This is a genomic window from Pseudoalteromonas sp. BSi20311, assembly GCF_000239875.1.
Taxonomy (GTDB): Bacteria; Pseudomonadota; Gammaproteobacteria; order Enterobacterales; family Alteromonadaceae; genus Pseudoalteromonas.
Window position 1 is genome coordinate 1 of sequence record NZ_BADU01000072.1, and the last position, 18,270, is coordinate 18,270.

The window sequence follows — 18,270 nt, forward strand, 5'->3', positions numbered from 1 at the left end:
CCGTGAACTCACAGCAAATCAATGACTTTTTATATACTGCCCAACAAATGATCAAAAACATGGATTGATCCGCCATTCATTACTTGGCATAACTGATACAAAACGCATATACTGTACACTTATACAGTATATGCGTTTTAGGTTGTGTTATGTTTGTTATTCCCATTTATATAGAGGCCGGTGTTTGCGGGTTTGAATCGCCTGCAGCGCAGTATAGTGAGTTAGGGATATCACTCGACGAGCTATTAATAAAACACCCAGATGCCACCTTTATTGGCGTTGCCTCAGGATGCTCTATGCAAGAAATTGGTATTTTTGAGGGCGACTTACTGTTAGTTGACCGTGCTGAAATTCCCAAAGATGGCGATGTTATTGTGGCAAACTTAAATGGTTTATTTGTATGTAAGCTGCTAGATAAAACTAATGCGCGGCTGCTCTCGGCTTCTGCTGCTTATAAGCCCGTGCAATTAACCGAGTCTGATGAATTTCAACTTGAAGGCGTGGTAACCCGCTCAATTAGGTTGCACCGCCAAAGCCCAGAGTTACTTTCATGTATGCCTTAGTTGATGCGGTTGCTTTTTATGCCAGCGCCGAAAAAGTATTTGATCCCGCCATTCGCTCAAAGCCGGTAGTGGTGCTTACCAATAACGATGGCTGCGTGTGTGCGGTATGCCCGATTGCCCGTAAGCTTAATATTCCTAAATTTGGCCCTTACTTTAAAGTAAAGCAATTACTAGCAAAACATCAGGTGGTTGTGCGCTCATCTAACTACGAGCTGTACGCTAATTTAAGCGATAGAATGATGAGTGTGATTGGCCGCTTTTGTGACACCCAGCATGTTTACAGTATTGACGAATCGTTTTTGCACTTTAAAGGCTATCAGCCACTAATTACCGATTGGCATCAATACGGCCAGCTAATTAGGCGTACGGTATGGCGCGAAACCAAACTCCCTGTGGGGGTTGGTTTTGGACCAACGCCGACCTTAGCTAAAGCCGCGAATCATGCCGCTAAAAAGCTAACTGGCTTTAATGGGGTCGCCGTGATTGATGATGAAGCAAGCCGACAAGCTATTTTACAACGTATGCACTGCCAAGATGTATGGGGAGTGGGTAAACGTTTAGCTAAAAAACTGACGCTAATGAATATTAATACTGCGTGGCAACTGGCTGGGCAAAGTCCAAAAGCAATTCGTCGCCAATTTAGCGTGGTGCTTGAGCGCACAGTTAACGAGCTCAATGGCATTACCTGTTTAAACTGGGATGATGTACGCCAAGACAAACAAGCTATTTTTTCAACACGTAGTTTTGGCCAGCGCCTTAGCGATCCTGATGCAGTGAGAACCGCATTAATAAATCATGGCAGCGTGGTTGCACAAAAATTAAGAGCGCAACAGTCGCTCACTCATCGTATTTATATTTTTGCGGCCAGCTCGTCACATGAGCAAGCCTTTTATAAAAAGTCAGCTATGCATCAATTTGATCCGCCCACTAACGATACCCGTGTTATAGCGAGTGCCGTATCAAAGAGTTTTGAGCAGATATATCAGCCGGGTATTCGTTTTTATAAATGCGGGGTCGGTGCGTTAGAGCTCAGCCCACAGCAGTTTCAACAACATACGTTATTTGAGCAACAAACCGATAACCCGCAGTTAATGGGCTGCTTAGATGCGATAAATCATCGCTTTGGTAAAGGAATGCTTAGCGTGGCAAGCAGCCAACTAAACGAACGCTGGCATATGAATAGAGCTTTTTTATCGCCGCAATACACAACCCGTTGGCGCGATATTCCTAAAATACAGTGTTAGTCAGCAACTTTAATAAATTCGCATTCTACACTTGGGTTATCTAAGGTGTATTTAAGGGTGTTATCGGTTAAAAAAATAATGGTTTGTTTAATGGTTCTTTCGTGAATTGGATTATCACATCGGCTCATACGTAAGCCGTTTTCTAGGCCATTAGTTTTGTATTTAAGTGAGCTGGTAATAAAACAATAATTAGGCTTTTGAATAGTACGAGTGCCATTGTGTAATGAGTTAAACAAAATCTCTTTACCTAAGCTAAAACCTTGCTCAGGATCTTCAGGGTTATTAAATTGCAATCGACTATTAGTGCATAAACCCGAGTTACTTGAGGTAACTTCGTAATTACCTAGCTTAGTTTTTAATAGTGGAATAAAGCGAGTTTTATTACTTGGGCCTGCCACTGCATAACAGCTAAAAAGGCTTATGGTAAGTAAAACCAGTGTGAAACATTTCATTATAAGCTCTATCCTCGTGTATCAACCATGATCAAGCACTGTGACTATGCTTAGCTATTTCTAACTATAACAGAGATTTACTATAAAAGATGCGAAGTCGTTACGTTATGAACTGCCGCGCAAAGACTAATTTAAAATACGTAGCTAACAACAAATACGATTAAACTAGGTGTAAGCTTTATTACATAAAGGGGGAAGAAAATGCATTACTTGTGATTAACCTGAACTCTGGTTAAGAGATTTACTAACATGTTTAATCAAAAAATATTTTTACCTACTTTTCTCTAGCTAGAAATTTTTAGTGAAAACAAGGCGAAATTACGCGTCAATAGCTAGCCTATTGCAAGTAAATTCAACGCAGTTAGCGCTGAAAATAGCTGCTTGAGATGGATTTATTATCCGGAGTTCAGGTTAATTAAGTAATGCATTAATAATAAGCTGAGTTTATTGCCAGTACTTAGCAAATAACTGCGGGTAACTTTGTTTTAAAAACTTAGGCTTGTCTTTAAAGCGTTTGCCTTTAGGTTGTTCAAGTCCTGAGGAAATAAACGGTAATTCATCGTCATTACGTTCTTCATATAACAAACCTGCAATTAGGTCATACTCATCTAAATACGGGTAAGGTTGCTCGTTTAAAAAATAAAGCGGTGTGCACTGAGCTAAGCTATCAGGGTTTTCTAGTGCGGCTTTAAATACGGCTTCACCACGGGATATTAACCAACAACGAAATTCTGAAAAGCCATATTCGTCATTACAGCCTGCCATAACAAACGCCGCACCAAATAAATCCCAAGTATAACTTTGGCGCATACAAATACTAAACTGTTTATCAAATTCAATTAATTGCTCATCTGATAAGTCACTCAGTGCCGACTTAAGCGATTGGCACACTGAATCGGGCTCTGAGGTTTTATCTTCGACAGTAACCAAGCGCCAAAAATCAGTTAAGGTTAGCTCACTCATGCAAGGATCTCTTTTACCCGACCCACTTGGCCGTCTTCTAATTGTACTTTAATACCATGCGGGTGATTAGGCGACTTGGTTAATAAACGCGACACAATACCATTAGTTAATGTACCACTGCGTTGATCTTGTTTAAGCACAATATTAACCTCTGTGCCGGGTGTTATTTGTGAACGTGTTGGAACAGCCATATATAATCTCTTTTGCTATTTTTGGGGATTATAGCCTGCTTAATAAAATCTCTCTATATTAAAGCTTTTACTAGGCCTATAAATGCCTGAACTACGTTAAAATGAAGAATAGCTAAACAAAAACAACATACCTATTTTTACTTCTTAAAAAATGAAATGGCATTGTTTTTTATATGAATATTTAAACTAGCTAATACATTACAAATAAGCTGCTCAATGTAATCTAGCTGATTTTTTTGTTTTGCCTGCTCTAGTGCGATAGCATCAATAAAATAACAGCTTACGGTAAACTTTGATGGTAAATTATTTAAATCTGCCGAATGGGTAAGAAAGCTAAAGCCCTCAACATTATCTTTTATTTGCTCGCAAGCCAGTGTTAATTGCTGACGAATACGTTTATCTAGCTGCTTTTGGGTTTTGGTCATTGTTTATTACTGCTCAGCGGTTTGTTGCTTTTTAAATTCTTTGTAGCTGTCTTGTTGTTGTTTAACACATTCATGGTATTCCTTGTCAGCCATATGACTGCACTCACCTAATCGGGCTGATTGAATTTCATGATAACGGCTATCACTGCTACACCCTGCTAACACTACGATTACCGATAACGAAAGTAGATACTTTAAGTTATGATTCAACATTCAAAATTCCTTATATTTTAACCGGAAAACTACTGATTTTCGTTATTTTTGCTGTATATTGCACTGGTTTTGTATTTATAACCGTTAAGGGCACGTTATGATGTTGTCGCAGTTACAAGAGCTGTTCCAGCGTATCGATAAAAGTAAATTATTTCAATCATTTGTTATTGCAGTTATTGTTGTTTCTGCACTGACCGTAGGTGCACATACCTATTCGTTACACCCTACCGCTGAGCTATTTCTACATTGGATGGATATAGGCATTACGGTGTTTTTCTTAATCGAACTAGTTATTCGTTATATTGCCAGTAAAGGTATCAGAGACTTTTTCTCCAAAGGCTGGAACATATTTGACTTCATTATAGTGATCGGAAGTTTATATCCTGCGGCAGGCTCGACTATTTTTATTGCTCGACTGCTGCGTATTTTCCGCGTACTACGTTTGGTGTCTATGATCCCAGAGCTGCGCTTATTAGTGAACTCACTAATAAAAGCTATCCCGCAAATGGGCTACATTGCGCTGCTAATGTTTGTAATTTTTTATATTTATGCTGCTACAGGTAGCATGTTATTTGCTGAGATAAACCCGGTACTGTGGGGCGATGTGTCTATTTCTATGCTCACCTTGTTTAGAATAGCCACCTTCGAAGATTGGACCGACGTGATGTACGAAACCATGGCGGTATACAAATTAAGTTGGATTTTTTACTTAACCTTTATCTTTTTAACTGCATTTGTATTTTTAAATATGATGGTCGGGGCAATCTTAGAGGTGATGAGTGAAGAGCATCGCAATGCACGTGAAGAGCAAGCCGATAACGACTCACTACCGGCCACCCAAGGCCAAGTAAACGAATTAAAAGCACAGCTAACAGAGTTAAAGCAATTACTTAAAAATAAATAGCATGTATAAAAGGGCAAGTATGCACTTGCCCTATTATTTATACTTTAAACTTGCCTACTAAGTCCGTTAATATCGATGAAAGACGGCTCATTTCATTACCGTTGTCACTGGTGCTAACAGCAATATCACTGACCTCATCGGCTGCATTTTTAATCTCGATAACGTTTCGGTTTATGTCTTCAGCTACGTGTTGCTGCTCTTCAGCTGCGGTGGCTATTTGGGTATTTAAATCGCTAATATTAACAATAGAGGCTGTGATCTCGCTAAACTGTTGTTGCGCCGAATGAGCAAGCTCTACAGTTTTATTAGTAGTTTCTATACTGCGTTCCATGTCTTTAGACACTTTAGATGACATAGTACGTAGTTTATCTAACTGCGACGCCACTTCTTCGGTCGACTCGGCAGTGCGTTGCGATAACGCACGCACTTCATCAGCAACCACTGCAAAACCTCGCCCATGCTCTCCAGCGCGCGCAGCTTCTATTGCAGCATTCAATGCTAGTAAATTGGTTTGCTCAGAAATACCGCGAATAACGCTCAAAATAGACATAATATTTTCGCTTTCTGCATCAAGTTGAGTGATATCTGCTGAAGCACGGTTAATTACATCACATAACTGCACCACACTTTCTACGGTTTGAGTAATAACCGATTGCCCCAAGTCTGATGCTTGTTGTGTTTGAACCGCTAAATCCGCCGCATTCGCACAACTACTCGACACTTCATTAGCAGTGGCAGCCATTTCATTAATAGCCGTTGCCGCCATTTCTAAGGCTTGTTGTTGCTGACTGGTAGAGCTTGTTAATTGTGCAGCTTGCGATGAAGTTTGCGATGAAGTTTTGCTGACATTTTGCGCACACTCATTAATTTGCGTCACCAGCTCACTGATCAAATTTAAAAATAAGTTAAAACTAGTGGCTAATTTAGCGGTTTCATCCTTAGTTTTTATCGCTAGGCGCTGGGTTAAATCCCCTCCTCCTTGTGATATTTCAGTTAAACCGTCGCTTACCTCAACAATAGGAGCAGAAATAAGTTTAGAAATATAACTCGCTATCGCGATAAATACGGCAATTAATATCGCGCTAATAATTAAAATGGTATAAGCCATTGCATTAGCCGCGCTCATTACCTCAGACTTTTCTACCACCCCAATAAACTTCCACCCCAAAATGGGTGACGTGTAAATATTGGCCATATACTGTTTTCCATCAATATCGACATCAAACAGGCCTTGATTATTTTTAGCTAAATCGGCATATTTTCCGCCCTCAATATCAGCTAGGTTTTTAAATCGGTAATCTGGGTGCTTTACATCCACCAGCACACTGCCGCTGTCTTCAATCAACATTAGGTAGCCTGTTTCGCCTAATTTAATATTAGCAATTATGTCAGTAAGCCCTCCTAATGAAACATCCATCCCTTGAGCACCAATTAACTCGCCGTTATCAATAATGGCTTTAACCGTAGATACAATCACTAAATCATCAGCTGCCCAGTAGTAAGCATTAGTGCGGGTTGTTTTACCGTTCGCTTGTTTAGCGGTTTTATACCATGGGCGCTGACGGGGGTCGTAATTAGCGTTTACGTTTCCCATAGGCCATTGAATATAACCACCTTGTTCATTCCCCATGTAAATATAAGCAAGCCCAGGGTGAGTCTCACCAAAGTGATTAAATAAACTATAAGCAGCTTGCTCTGTTGGGCTTTGATTAGGATGATCAAGCATTACCTCAGTGCCGATATCCATATGTGTTTTTATGTTTTTACGGGCATTTTTAATTGTTTCATGAGAGGCTAAGTAATCAACATTTTTGGCAATTTCAGCAAAAAACATGGTAATTGCGTTATCAACTTGGCGGGCTTCTCGTTCACTTAGTACGGAGAAATTTTCCAGTGCTTGCTCTCTGGTTTGAGAAATAACTAAAGCGGCTATAATTAATAACGGTAGAGCAATTGCTGATGCAAAAGAGAGCTTTAATTTTTTTGATATATTCATGAAGTTAACCTCTAAAAACACTCTTAAAAATATAGTGTGACTAAAGGCGTTGAGCAAGAAATGAGACAAGAATATTAATATTGATTCGCAAGGTTAATAAAAAGGGCTAGCCGTAGCTAACCCTTTAAATTAATAAATTAGAGAATTATTCACCGTCTACAATAATGCGTAACATACGACGCAGTGGCTCTGCTGCGCCCCATAAAAGCTGATCGCCTACGGTAAAGGCGCTAATATATTTTGCCCCCATGGCAAGTTTACGAATACGGCCAACAGGAATACTCAGCGTGCCGGTTACTTTAACTGGGGTTAAGTCGGTACAGGTAAGGTCGCGCTGATTAGGAATTACTTTAACCCACTCATTATGCGAGGCTAAAATTTCTTCTATTTTCTCAACGCTAATGTCTTCACGTAGTTTAATCGTCATCGCTTGGCTATGACAACGCATTGCACCAATACGTACACATAAACCATCTATAGGCACAGGCTGTTTTGATGAGCCTAAAATTTTGTTGGCTTCTACTTGCGCTTTCCATTCTTCTTTTGATTGACCGCTTGGCATAGGCACATCAATCCATGGGATTAAGCTACCTGCTAGCGGCACACCAAATTGGTCTTGTGGCAAATCGCTTGATGCCATTTTTTCGCTGACTATTTTATCAATTTCTAAAATAGCTGAACTTGGGTTATCTAATTGCTGCGCAACACTTGCATGAATAGCACCCATTTGGGCAATGAGCTCTTTCATATTGCGCGCACCGGCGCCCGACGCAGCTTGGTAGGTCATTGGGCTTACCCATTCGATTAGGTCTTGCTCAAATAGACCGCCCAGTGCTAGTAGCATAAGTGAAACCGTGCAGTTACCACCTACAAAGGTTTTAACACCTTGCTCTAGCCCTTGTTCAATCACATCTTTGTTAACAGGGTCAAGCACAATAATACTGTCGTCACTCATGCGCAGTGCAGAGGCTGCATCTATCCAATAGCCATCCCAACCCGATTCACGTAATTTTGGATACACCGCATTGGTATAATCGCCACCCTGACAGGTAACAATAATGTCCATTTTTGCAAGTTCAGAGATATCACTGGCATCTAAAAGCGGTTTAGCTGCACCCGCTAACTCAGGGCCAAGCTGACCCGCTTGTGAGGTGGTGAAAAAGGTGGTGTCGATATGTGCAAAATCATGTTGTTGTTCCATTCGCTCGAGTAACACTGAGCCTACCATGCCGCGCCATCCGACTAATCCTACTTTTTTCATTGTTTGTTCCACTGTTTGATTCATAAAAGGAGCCTATACATTAAAAATTAAAAATTCATTGCGTGAGATTTAATTTTTACAGCCCTAAGCTAACACCACCAGCACGCTAAAACTAGTCAATAAACTGTAACTTAAATATTTTTCATACACATAAAAAAGCCCTGTATAAAATACAGGGCTAATGAGTAGTTAGGCGTTGTTATAAATCCTATCCTTGGGCTTTTACTTAAAACTCGTAACTATAACTAATATCAAAGTTCATACCGACTTCTTTAGAGCGAACAATAATATCTGATTGCGATACTTCCTGATCTTCATTAAGTAGATTTTTAACTTTAAACTTCACCTTAGAATTAAAATCAGGGTAAAAGGTATAAACTAAATCTAATGAATGAAATGGCTGCTCATAAGCATCATCTCGACTCGCTACACCTGCTGCTAAAATACGCTCACCAAATACGTTATAAACCAAAGAGCTACTGTGCATACCATCGAGTGAATCATAGTTAAGTTGCAAATTAACAACGTACTCTGAGTGACCCGTCATACGTTTTTTAGGATTAGTTAACGTACCGGCAAGCGCAGGATCGATAGACGCTTCTGAGTCACTCAAAGTAATATTACCACTGGTAAATAACCCTTCAGATAAAAACGTGAGGTCTTGCAACCATTCAGCTTCTATACCGTAGACCTCAGCAGTTTCACCATTAATAAATGAGGCTGAATAGTCTTCATCGCCAATATTAAGAACGGTTTCAATGGGGGCTGTAATGTCTTTATAAAAGGCAGCAACACTAAACGAATTACCGGCTTCACCGTAATATTCATAACGTAAGTCATAGTTTTTAATCGGGCTACTTTTAAGCCCTGTACGACCAAATGTTCTAATATCGGTAAGTGGATCAAAGTAGGTAACCGGTACCACTTCACGAAAATCCGGACGAACTACCGTTTCACCATAACCAGCACGTACTTGATAGTTGTCAGCGCCTACGTAGGTAACAGAAAGCGCAGGGTACCAATCGTCTGAAACAATAGAGCCCGCTTGAATTTTTTCAGGGTCGTAGAAAGTATTCAAGTCATCTTGATCAAATATTAGGCTAGATGTACCAATAGACGTTTGTTTAAATTGTTCATAGCGTACACCACCGCTAATGCGTAGCCATTGATCATAAAACACATCAAATGAGGCATAACCCGCATCAACTTTTTGTCCTGCTAGGTAATCATCCGCATCAGGGGCTGTTGGTTCATTAAAATCAACCAGTATCGCGTTATTATTAATAAATTCATCGCTTAGGTATCCGCTATTATTGAGCGCATTATCACTGCCGTCATTTATAGTGATACCAGCACCACCACTGTTATTAATAGCAAAACTGGAGGTATTAAAAATACGTGCTCTATCTGAGAAGTCATAGCCTACTTTAAATTCAACATCCATGCTGTCAAAGCTAAGCGGTAAGTTTAAATTACCACTGTAAGACTTTACGCGTTCTTCCATGTTGGTGTATGACATAATAACACGGTTATCATCACCTGTAATTTGAGAACCCGCATACGAACCGTCGGTGTTGTACTCATCGCGAAATTCAAAGTCAGCATTTGTAGGAATATCCGTTGTTGCTTTCGCTTCGGTATACTGCCAATCAGCGCCAATCCCCATGTAATCTAAAAAGGTGTGCTGACCAATAAACTGGGTAATATTGAGTTGTCGCTCTTCATAGTTAAAAGTATGGTTACGGTTAGCAACGCCATCCCCTGCAATACTGAATGTTGAACTGCCCGCTGGACTTTGCGAAATCGCAATTTCAGACTCATCTTCATTATCAATAATGTACAGCTGCTGCGCTGATATGCTGTGGGTATCTAGGGTATAGCCTAAACTAAATGACGCATTATAACGCTCGTTTTCTGTGGTCACTTGAGCATTTTTTACTGTATTAAAACATGAATTTGCAACATCATCGGCAGTATTTAGTGCTGTCGTACAGTCAATTTTTCCGTCTTCATTTTTTAAATCTTGGCTTATCACTGAGCTAAATCGGTCTTCAAAATCCCACTCGTTTTTATAAGCACCAGAAAGCATAAAGCCTAACTTGCCGCCAAAGTAAGATTCGCTAAAGCTATCACCATAATGGGCTTTAATATTGTATTGTGGATCGAGAGAGTCTTCTTTTAACTCATAACCAAGCGGTAACGACTTCAGTAATTCGTTGTTAATCGCAGTCGCTTGCTCTGCACGTGTTGTGTCACCATCGACTAAGCCATCGCGCTTTACAATGTTACCAATACCAAAATCACCTCGGTATTGTGTTATTGCAGATGATAACGCATCAGGGAGTCCGCTTTCTTTACGGTTGTAAGTAAAACCGTCGCTTGCCGCGGTGTTATAACCAACACCCACCTCTACACCCGCTGTAAACTCGCTTGGTGCAGCTTTGGTTCTAATGTCAATATTACCGCCACCAAACGCGGCAGGCATATTTGGTGAGTAAGCTTTTTGTACCGCCATGCTGGAAATAATACTAGCGGGAAAAATATCAAGCGGGATCACATTGCGAGTTAAATCGGGGCTGGGTATGTACGCACCATTTAAACGTGCACTCGAATAACGCTCACCTAAACCACGCACATAAATGAACTTGCCATCAACGAGGGTTAAACCGGTTACACGCCGAAGAGCAGAAGCGGCATCGCTATCGCCAGTACGCGCTAATTGCTCTGAGCCTAAAATATCGGCTACAAAGGCTTGGTTTTTTCGCTCTTCAACCACAGCAGCAGCACTGCCTTGTAAACGCGTACCTACTGCCACTACTTCTTCTATTTCTTGGGCTACATCAACATCATTTTGCGCAGCAAACAGGCTTACAGATTGGGCACACAGCCCTAAACCAATCGCCCATGTAATTTGATTAAGTCTATGCTTTTTAGACATAAGATACATCCTGATCAGATTATACAAAAGAGGCGCCAAACGCTTATTATGCAAGCTCCAAGGCGCCTTCAAAAGTTTATAAATAGTGTTAAATTAGTCTGCGTTAGCTGCGGCTACTGCTGCTTCAACCCATTTATACCAATTTGACGTTGTATCCTGATCCGATACGGCACCGATGTAATTAACAGAATCAAAGAACGCATCTGTTGTACTTAAATCAGTGGCAGTGACGCTCACATCTGAAGAAGCCGTATTAGTAGCAAAACCATTCGCAGCAAGAACAGCAACGTCATCTGTTAAAATTTCACTGGCACCGCCATTTTCAAACCAGGCAGTTTTAGTTTGTCCAGCAAGTGGGCCACCAGCAAAAGTATCTGTATTAGCGAAATTATTTGAACACGCCATTACTGAGCTAGTAAAAGAGATGTTATCGGCTTGCTTCTCACCATCACCTGAGAATTCAATACATTGAGTATTAACGGCGTTTTTCTTAACGATTAACGCGTTATAAATGCTTGAATTAAATTGGTCATCAAACTTGTAAGCTTGTGAAGGGTCATCATCACGAACTGAATTGCCATCAGTGGTGATTACCGTCACGTTAGCAACCATAGGGTTTGAAGGTGATACTTGCGCAGAAGATGAACCTTTAACACCGTCAGACTCAAAACCATTGTTACCCATATTAACCACTGAACCGTCGTTTAGCGTTACTGTACCGTGCTGAACAAATAAGTACTGTGCCTTACCTTGCCAACCAGCATCAAAGTCAAACGAATCATCTTGGGTATCAGTCACTGCAATATGCTTAAGCGTGGTTGCACCACCAAAAATTTCAATACCGTCATCAAAGCCTTGGTGAATATGAATGTAATCAAACTCAGAGCCTGAACCAACAGCATTAAGTGTTAATGAATTTAAATCGTCGCCTTCACCACCTACGCGAGGGCCAGAGCCTGCATACCATACTTTAGCCCATTTAATATTACCGCTTGAATCGCTATTATCGTTACCACCAAAGTAGCTTGTAATACCTTCAGAGGCTACGTTACATGTACCGCCATCACGCTCTGCATCAGTACATTGATCTGTAATACCTTGGCCATTAATGATAATACCACCCCAGTCAGCATAACGTGCACCTTCACCAGCTGTATCAAAACGGTCAAAGGCATTAGCTGAGGTAAATACTACTGGTTTTTCTGCTGTACCCACGGCTTGAATTTTTGCACCACGTGCAATGCGTAAAATCGCTTCACCTGATTGAAACGCAAGGGTTGCGCCAGGCTCTACAGTCATCGTTGGGCCATTAGTAGGAATAGAAAAGCCATCAACAGTGTTGCCATCTTCACCAATCTGCAGGGCGTCAGCAAATACATGTACACCACCGCCAGGTAACTCTTTAAAAGTAATGTTGTTAGTAATTGAAATAGTTTTACTTGAAAATGAATCGTTGTATAAGCAATCTATACCACTGACCACACCTGTAACCGTGCCTGCATCTGATTCATAGCTTGCACATACAGCCTCATCATCCGTTGTTGAACCGGTGTTGTTATTAGAATTATTAACACTGTTGTCTGTACTGGTGCTGTTATCATTAACGGTTGGTGTAATTTCTATATCACCACCACAACCAGCAAGTGTCATTGCTGTAGCCACTAAGCTGATTTTGAATAAGCCAGATAATTTCATTGTTCACTCCGTAAAAGTATTTAATTATTGTGTTAGCGCTTTAAGTAATAACTTAAGTCACTTTAAGGCACGATACTCATGCATTAAGGTCACTTGAGTTATCGAATACGAAGTACAATACGGGAGTGTTATGACAATGAAGTTACACTTTAATAAACATAAAATGACAATGTTAATTAATTAAAAATCAATTGGTTGCTTTAAAAAGGCAGGCAAAAAAACCACACTAACTGAACGTGAGTGTGGTTTGAGTAGTGCAATTATGAAGTGGTGTTTAGTGCGTCAATTAAGAACTAATAATCGCACTATAAAAATTAAAGCAGTGCTGTTTTTAATGTTTGCGCATGCACTTTTTCGCGTTTTACATATTTGATCCATTGCTGGGCTAAACGTTGCGACTTTTTGTGTTTTTCGGCTTGTTCAAACGCAAGGATAGACGCATCAAAGTTTTGTAAATTGTATTGTGCCATCCCTAAAGCAACAAACGCATTTGATTCAAAATCAAGGCCGCCTTTATCCAATGCCATTCGCGCTGCATCGGCAGCTTCGTCATACTGTTCTGTGTTTACATACACTTCAGCTAGACGCTGATCGTACTTACCATGTTCTGAACGCTCTGCAGCTTTGGTAAAGTAACTAATCGACTTAGCATCTTCTTTAGCTTGTACCATGGCCTCAGCTACAAAGGCATAATTTTTAGCTGTGGGTTCAGCAATGCCCTGCTCTATTGCTTTACTCATTACATTGGCCGCTTTATAAGCAAGTTGATTGTATAAGTACACCTGCGCAAGCTGCCTTAGATCAGATTTAGAGGTTAAAAATCCTTGCTGATAAGCCGCCTCTAAAACACTAAGCTGCTGTTTTTCTTGCCCAGTTTCACCGTACATACCGGCTAATTGCACCCAATATTCAGGTTTGTTGTATAGCTTTACCATACGCTCTAGTACGCTGACTACTTTATCGGTTTGGTTAAGTGAGTAATACATAGCGCGTTGCAGTACCAGCCAGTTTTCTTTTGGTACTTTGCCTTCGCTATCACTTAAGTTAATGGCTTGGCTAATGTAATTCAGGCCTTGCGCATAGTCTTTTAATTGATAGTAGGTTTGCGCTCTTAATAAATAATACGCATCAGTTTTAGGCTTTGTATTAATGGCATCCCATTTGTCTAAAAATGCAATCACCTTTTTGTAGTCGCTGTTAGCCATTGCAAGCTGCGCTAAACTGAATGTTGTGCTCAAACGCAGTGTTTCTGGAATGCCATCTTCGGCAATCACTTTTTCAAATGAAGCAATTGCTTTTACAAGGTCGTTTTCATTGTAATAAATAAACCCATAAAAGTTATGCATCATCGCAATTTCATAAGAGTTCATACTTGATGAACGCGCTTGTATGCTATCAAGCGCGTCCAAACCCGCTTTGCTATCGCCATCATCCGCAAGTTTTTGGGCGCGAGCTAATTGGCTGTATACCTTTTCACGAAGTGCGGGCACTCGTGTTGTTTTCTGCTGTTCAGCGGCCTGTACTGTCGCCAAATTTACACCCGGAAGTACACTCAATGCACTTGGTGTAACAACGCTGGCACTGATTGCAACAGTGCACAACATGCTAAGTTTCAATAGCTTGGTTGTTAGTTTTAATTTCATAATTGCCTCACATTCACTCTTTGCTTACTTAACAGAATTAACCATTAATTTGGAAAGAAATTTTATTTTGCACACCGGCTACTTCAACAGCTTCGCCATTAACAACGCGCGGTTTATATTTAAACTTAAGGGCCGCATCCATCGCTGCTCTGTCAAACAATGACTCTGGCTCGGCTTTAATAACTTGCGGCTCTTTAACCGTACCTTGCTTTGTCACTGTAAATTCAACAATGACATACCCTTCAATACCACGCGATAACGCACGCCTTGGGTATACTGGTGCCACTTTTACTATGGGTAAATACTCACCATCACTGGTTTCTAACGCTAATCCACCCGCTAGGTTTACATCAGCATCGACATTGGCAGCAAAATCAAAGTTGTTGCTAGCAGCGTTGTTATCGCTACTTTGCATTTGTGGCGATTCCATTGGCGGAGGTGGTTCTTTAGGTGTTGGTGGCTTTTGTGGTTTACGCTCCTTTTTTTGTACCGTTTCTTCTTTTTTCAAACGGACAAAATCTAACACATTCCCTTTGGCAGGTTCCGTCATGGCGCCCTCGCCACCGGTGATCAATGCCTGCATGCCTAAAAACAGCATAAATGTGACCACACCCGCTATAATTAACGCAAGTACATAACGCATCACTCGTTACCCTTCTTGAGCCGCTATTGAAACATCAAATACACCCGCTGCACGCGAGGCATCCATCACTTTTATCAAGGTTTCTGTAGTGGCTTTTTTATCGGCCTGAATAACTACACTGCCTTGTGGATTTTCAGCTTTTAAGCGTTCAATATTGGCCTGTACGGCACGTACATCTATTTGACGTTTATTGATCCAAATTTCGCCTTGATCTGATATAGCCACTAATATGTTAGCGCGCTCTTTTTTAACCGCAGTTGCCGCTTCTGGTCGGTTTACATCAATACCGGCTTCTTTTACAAACGAGGCTGTAACAATAAAGAAAATAAGCATAATAAATACAACATCCAGCATAGGAGTCATGTTTATTTCTTCTGCTTCATCTTCTTGGAATAAATTACCTAATGGGGCTCTCATTTTACTTCTCCTAGAATAAGCGGTGATTATGTACACCGCTTTTCAATAATTATTTAGTGGTCTAACACCATAGTGTCTTGCAACAATTCAACTTCACGCTTTGCTTTACGCTGTAAATAGGTTGAGGCAAACACTCCAGATAACGCACCGACCATTCCTGCCATTGTCGGTATGGTTGCTTTTGACACACCCGATGCCATAGAGCGTGCGCTGCCTGTACCTGTAATGGCCATTACATCGAAGACTTCTATCATCCCTGTAACTGTGCCAAGCAATCCTAATAGTGGACACAGCGCTACCATCACATTAATCAGCGGTAAGTTTGCGTTTAATCGCATACTAGCGCGTGACACCATGGCTTGGCGTATTTGCTCTGCATTCCAGCTGTTGCGTTCACTACGAGTTTTCCACGTATTTTTAACGTCTTTTTTGTAGTGTCGATAGCCATTAAAAAAGTACATAAATCGCTCGAGTATCAATAACCACATCGCGAAAATTAACACGGCAATGACCAAGAGAACTTGGCCACCCGTGTCGAGAAAATCACGGATAGCATTGATTGAATCAATCAATAGCACCATGGTTTAAGCTCCTTTCTCGCTTCGCTCGGCAATAATACCTGCACTTTGTTCTTGCAAAATAAGCAGTAAACCTTTTGAGCGGGTATTCAATAAGGTATATAAAAACACCGTTGGAATGGCAACCACAAGGCCTAATACGGTAGTAACTAAGGCTTGCGAAATACCGCCTGCCATTAGTTTAGGGTCGCCAGTACCGAATAAAGTAATTGCTTGGAAGGTATTGATCATCCCGGTTACCGTACCGAGTAAGCCCAGCAATGGCGCTACTACAGAGATAATTTTAATAAGCGTTAAATTACGGGTGATTTTTGGCATTTCGCGTAAAATGGCTTCGCTTAACTTAAGTTCAAGCGTGTCGTACGCCACATTAGGATATTGGTCTTTCACTTTCATGACGCGCCCTAGCGGGTTGTCATCACGAGCTGTGTCGTCTTTTAATTGACGACGGATTTTTCCACCCATCAACATGAGTGATACAAAACGCTCTAACGCAATTAATAATGCTAATAAACCAACGCCTAAAATAACGTAACCAACAGCACCACCTTGATGGACTTGCTCGCTGGTATCAGGGGCTTGTACTAATAAACCTAAAATTGAACCACCCGTTGGGTCAAGCGCAAACGGCACCACACCGGTGTTTGCTTGCTGCAAATCAGCCGCAGTCGCAGTAAAGCGGCTACTTGGTTGGCGAGTAAGCTGGCTAATAGTATTGGTAGAAGGCGTATACTCTAGGTACTGACCGTCACTAATAAGGTTAAATGCACCCACACGTACCACTTCTTTTTGTACTTTATTGCCACCGTCAACAATTACATCAGTATTGAACCGGCTTACTTTTCCTTGTTCGGTCATTTCGCGTTGTAGCTCAAACCAAACCTTTTCGATATCTTCAATAGACGCAAGCTTTGAGGTAGAACCCATTTTTTGCGCCAATTCGTCCATAAAAGTACTACGCCCAGGTAACTGAGCCGATACCACCGAGGTTGCAAACTTATTGCTAGAATCTCCAGCAACTTGTTGTAGCACACCAAATAGCTCTTTTAATGAACCCATACGCTTTGATAAAGTATCGGTCAGATTAGCCAATTTAATTTCGTTTTCTTCAAACTGCGTTTCTAAACGCTCTGACTCGCTAAGCATCTGATTTCGTTTAGCTTGGGTGTTTTTAAGCATTTGCACTTGTTCATTTTGACGTGCTGCAAATTCTTGTTCGCGTTGTTTATTTTGTTCTGATTGCGCTGATTTACCCTGCTCTAACGTTTTTAATAGAGCATCCAAATTCATTGGTTCAGCGGCACACATCGCACCTGAAAAACCTAAGCTGGCTGCAAACACGGCCATTTTTGTCATTTTCGTTAATAATTTCATGGTAAACCTCTTATTCTGCAGCATGAATTGGCAGTGTTAACATATCGGGGGCTAGTTGTTTGCGAGCAATACGAAGCCCTTTATTAATTTGACTAATGGTTGAATCAGGCAGTGCAACAAACGACTGTGTTTTTTGATCCCAACTACCTGCTTGTTTGCCATCGCGGGTAAGGTAAATGAGTTCTAAACGACCAATGCGCAGAAAGTCGACTTCACGTTCTTTATTGTCCACATCAAGCAATGCGGTATACGCTTCAATAGTGCGTCCGTAGTCAACCTCAACTTGATAAGCCTCTAAAACACGACGAAATTTTTCACTTGATGTAATATCAGCGCGTTCCATCATTGCATTTAATGATTCAAGACGCTGCTTTCGCTCTTGCTTTAAAAACGGCACGTCTAAGGCAACAAACTGTTCAAGCCCAGTGATCATACGAAGCATTAAAGGGGTTATTTGGCGCTCAATAATCGATACTTGATCCATCGATAAATTAAGCGATTCCATCTCTTCTATTTGATTATTTAACTGTTTTGTAAGCTGTGCGTTATAAACGGCTAAACCATCTATTTCTTTATTTAGGGTTTTGAATTGCTGTAAACGCCCTTGCATTGAATCTGCAATCTTGTCTATTTTTGTTTGTGATTGCACAGCTAAATTATTAATTTCGCTGCTTTTATCAATTACCGTGTTTAAATCATTGGCGTGGACTGCTGCACTTGCGGCTACAATACCAGCTAAAATTAATGGTTTAACGCCTTTCATCGTATAC

General features: G+C 40.8%; 18 protein-coding genes. 3 read left to right on the forward strand and 15 right to left on the reverse strand.

Annotation, left to right across the window (positions count from 1 at the left end; all coding sequences use genetic code 11):
• The first annotated feature begins 149 nt into the window (after positions 1 to 149).
• Positions 150 to 563 (forward strand): translesion error-prone DNA polymerase V autoproteolytic subunit, encoded by a 414-nt coding sequence (gene umuD / locus P20311_RS07845; RefSeq protein ID WP_008111480.1) that lies wholly within the window; start codon positions 150 to 152, stop codon positions 561 to 563.
• Positions 551 to 1,807, forward strand: a complete 1,257-nt coding sequence (locus P20311_RS07850; RefSeq protein WP_008111482.1) for a Y-family DNA polymerase — start codon at positions 551 to 553, stop codon at positions 1,805 to 1,807. Before umuD ends, P20311_RS07850 begins: the two co-directional genes overlap by 13 nt.
• On the opposite strand, the gene P20311_RS07855 is transcribed toward P20311_RS07850, so the two are convergent.
• From P20311_RS07855 to P20311_RS07875, 5 genes are all read right to left on the reverse strand, one after another.
• A complete protein-coding gene (locus tag P20311_RS07855; RefSeq protein WP_008111484.1) occupies positions 1,804 to 2,259 on the reverse strand; it encodes a hypothetical protein in 456 nt (151 codons plus the stop codon). The genes P20311_RS07850 and P20311_RS07855 overlap by 4 nt on opposite strands.
• 444 nt (positions 2,260 to 2,703) lie before the next feature.
• Positions 2,704 to 3,222 carry a DUF4240 domain-containing protein gene (locus tag P20311_RS07860; protein ID WP_008111485.1) on the reverse strand — a complete coding sequence of 173 codons (519 nt, stop codon included), beginning with the start codon at positions 3,220 to 3,222 and terminating at the stop codon, positions 2,704 to 2,706.
• The gene (locus P20311_RS07865) at positions 3,219 to 3,413 is read right to left on the reverse strand and encodes a YwbE family protein (protein ID WP_008111487.1); all 195 of its coding nucleotides are present in this window, start codon (positions 3,411 to 3,413) and stop codon (positions 3,219 to 3,221) included. The genes P20311_RS07860 and P20311_RS07865 overlap by 4 nt, the downstream gene beginning before the upstream one ends.
• A gap of 137 nt (positions 3,414 to 3,550) precedes the next feature.
• Positions 3,551 to 3,838 carry a hypothetical protein gene (locus P20311_RS07870; protein WP_008111489.1) on the reverse strand — a complete coding sequence of 96 codons (288 nt, stop codon included), beginning with the start codon at positions 3,836 to 3,838 and terminating at the stop codon, positions 3,551 to 3,553.
• 6 nt (positions 3,839 to 3,844) lie between these two features.
• Positions 3,845 to 4,051, reverse strand: a complete 207-nt coding sequence (locus tag P20311_RS07875; protein ID WP_008111491.1) for a hypothetical protein — start codon at positions 4,049 to 4,051, stop codon at positions 3,845 to 3,847.
• Between the two features lie 100 nt (positions 4,052 to 4,151).
• On the opposite strand from P20311_RS07875, the gene P20311_RS07880 reads away from it, so the two are divergent.
• Positions 4,152 to 4,955 carry an ion transporter gene (locus P20311_RS07880; RefSeq protein ID WP_175611416.1) on the forward strand — a complete coding sequence of 268 codons (804 nt, stop codon included), beginning with the start codon at positions 4,152 to 4,154 and terminating at the stop codon, positions 4,953 to 4,955.
• Between the two features lie 37 nt (positions 4,956 to 4,992).
• Here P20311_RS07880 and P20311_RS07885 read toward each other — a convergent pair whose 3' ends face one another.
• From P20311_RS07885 to P20311_RS07930, 10 genes are all read right to left on the reverse strand, one after another.
• Complete coding sequence (locus P20311_RS07885; RefSeq protein ID WP_008111493.1) at positions 4,993 to 6,951, reverse strand: methyl-accepting chemotaxis protein; 1,959 nt, start codon at positions 6,949 to 6,951, stop codon at positions 4,993 to 4,995.
• Between the two features lie 145 nt (positions 6,952 to 7,096).
• Complete coding sequence (asd, locus tag P20311_RS07890) at positions 7,097 to 8,236, reverse strand: aspartate-semialdehyde dehydrogenase (protein WP_008111494.1); 1,140 nt, start codon at positions 8,234 to 8,236, stop codon at positions 7,097 to 7,099.
• 202 nt (positions 8,237 to 8,438) lie between these two features.
• The gene (locus P20311_RS07895; protein ID WP_008111495.1) at positions 8,439 to 11,150 is read right to left on the reverse strand and encodes a TonB-dependent receptor domain-containing protein; all 2,712 of its coding nucleotides are present in this window, start codon (positions 11,148 to 11,150) and stop codon (positions 8,439 to 8,441) included.
• Between the two features lie 93 nt (positions 11,151 to 11,243).
• Positions 11,244 to 12,845 carry a hypothetical protein gene (locus P20311_RS07900; protein ID WP_008111496.1) on the reverse strand — a complete coding sequence of 534 codons (1,602 nt, stop codon included), beginning with the start codon at positions 12,843 to 12,845 and terminating at the stop codon, positions 11,244 to 11,246.
• A 314-nt stretch (positions 12,846 to 13,159) separates the two neighbouring features.
• The gene (locus P20311_RS07905) at positions 13,160 to 14,488 is read right to left on the reverse strand and encodes a lipopolysaccharide assembly protein LapB (RefSeq protein ID WP_008111497.1); all 1,329 of its coding nucleotides are present in this window, start codon (positions 14,486 to 14,488) and stop codon (positions 13,160 to 13,162) included.
• 37 nt (positions 14,489 to 14,525) lie between these two features.
• Positions 14,526 to 15,131 carry an energy transducer TonB gene (locus P20311_RS07910; RefSeq protein ID WP_008111498.1) on the reverse strand — a complete coding sequence of 202 codons (606 nt, stop codon included), beginning with the start codon at positions 15,129 to 15,131 and terminating at the stop codon, positions 14,526 to 14,528.
• Positions 15,132 to 15,137: 6 nt separating this feature from the next.
• Positions 15,138 to 15,548 (reverse strand): biopolymer transporter ExbD, encoded by a 411-nt coding sequence (locus P20311_RS07915; RefSeq protein WP_008111500.1) that lies wholly within the window; start codon positions 15,546 to 15,548, stop codon positions 15,138 to 15,140.
• A 53-nt stretch (positions 15,549 to 15,601) separates the two neighbouring features.
• The gene (locus P20311_RS07920) at positions 15,602 to 16,129 is read right to left on the reverse strand and encodes a MotA/TolQ/ExbB proton channel family protein (RefSeq protein ID WP_008111501.1); all 528 of its coding nucleotides are present in this window, start codon (positions 16,127 to 16,129) and stop codon (positions 15,602 to 15,604) included.
• A 3-nt stretch (positions 16,130 to 16,132) separates the two neighbouring features.
• Positions 16,133 to 17,500: a MotA/TolQ/ExbB proton channel family protein gene (locus P20311_RS07925; protein WP_008111503.1), complete on the reverse strand. Its 1,368-nt coding sequence runs from the start codon at positions 17,498 to 17,500 to the stop codon at positions 16,133 to 16,135.
• Between the two features lie 10 nt (positions 17,501 to 17,510).
• The gene (locus tag P20311_RS07930; RefSeq protein ID WP_008111504.1) at positions 17,511 to 18,263 is read right to left on the reverse strand and encodes a DUF3450 domain-containing protein; all 753 of its coding nucleotides are present in this window, start codon (positions 18,261 to 18,263) and stop codon (positions 17,511 to 17,513) included.
• Positions 18,264 to 18,270 lie beyond the last annotated feature (7 nt).

What these genes read in the sequence shown, in the direction of transcription:
- P20311_RS07930 (WP_008111504.1), bottom strand. Translation starts at nt 18,263, where the DNA reads ATGAAAGGCGTTAAACCATTAATTTTAGCTGGTATTGTAGCCGCAAGT.
- P20311_RS07895 (WP_008111495.1), bottom strand. Translation starts at nt 11,150, where the DNA reads ATGTCTAAAAAGCATAGACTTAATCAAATTACATGGGCGATTGGTTTA.
- P20311_RS07925 (WP_008111503.1), bottom strand. Translation starts at nt 17,500, where the DNA reads ATGAAATTATTAACGAAAATGACAAAAATGGCCGTGTTTGCAGCCAGC.
- P20311_RS07900 (WP_008111496.1), bottom strand. Translation starts at nt 12,845, where the DNA reads ATGAAATTATCTGGCTTATTCAAAATCAGCTTAGTGGCTACAGCAATG.
- P20311_RS07905 (WP_008111497.1), bottom strand. Translation starts at nt 14,488, where the DNA reads ATGAAATTAAAACTAACAACCAAGCTATTGAAACTTAGCATGTTGTGC.
- P20311_RS07860 (WP_008111485.1), bottom strand. Translation starts at nt 3,222, where the DNA reads ATGAGTGAGCTAACCTTAACTGATTTTTGGCGCTTGGTTACTGTCGAA.
- P20311_RS07855 (WP_008111484.1), bottom strand. Translation starts at nt 2,259, where the DNA reads ATGAAATGTTTCACACTGGTTTTACTTACCATAAGCCTTTTTAGCTGT.
- P20311_RS07915 (WP_008111500.1), bottom strand. Translation starts at nt 15,548, where the DNA reads ATGAGAGCCCCATTAGGTAATTTATTCCAAGAAGATGAAGCAGAAGAA.
- umuD (WP_008111480.1), top strand. Translation starts at nt 150, where the DNA reads ATGTTTGTTATTCCCATTTATATAGAGGCCGGTGTTTGCGGGTTTGAA.
- P20311_RS07870 (WP_008111489.1), bottom strand. Translation starts at nt 3,838, where the DNA reads ATGACCAAAACCCAAAAGCAGCTAGATAAACGTATTCGTCAGCAATTA.
- P20311_RS07880 (WP_175611416.1), top strand. Translation starts at nt 4,152, where the DNA reads ATGTTGTCGCAGTTACAAGAGCTGTTCCAGCGTATCGATAAAAGTAAA.
- asd (WP_008111494.1), bottom strand. Translation starts at nt 8,236, where the DNA reads ATGAATCAAACAGTGGAACAAACAATGAAAAAAGTAGGATTAGTCGGA.
- P20311_RS07910 (WP_008111498.1), bottom strand. Translation starts at nt 15,131, where the DNA reads ATGCGTTATGTACTTGCGTTAATTATAGCGGGTGTGGTCACATTTATG.
- P20311_RS07885 (WP_008111493.1), bottom strand. Translation starts at nt 6,951, where the DNA reads ATGAATATATCAAAAAAATTAAAGCTCTCTTTTGCATCAGCAATTGCT.
- P20311_RS07865 (WP_008111487.1), bottom strand. Translation starts at nt 3,413, where the DNA reads ATGGCTGTTCCAACACGTTCACAAATAACACCCGGCACAGAGGTTAAT.
- P20311_RS07920 (WP_008111501.1), bottom strand. Translation starts at nt 16,129, where the DNA reads ATGGTGCTATTGATTGATTCAATCAATGCTATCCGTGATTTTCTCGAC.
- P20311_RS07850 (WP_008111482.1), top strand. Translation starts at nt 551, where the DNA reads ATGTATGCCTTAGTTGATGCGGTTGCTTTTTATGCCAGCGCCGAAAAA.
- P20311_RS07875 (WP_008111491.1), bottom strand. Translation starts at nt 4,051, where the DNA reads ATGTTGAATCATAACTTAAAGTATCTACTTTCGTTATCGGTAATCGTA.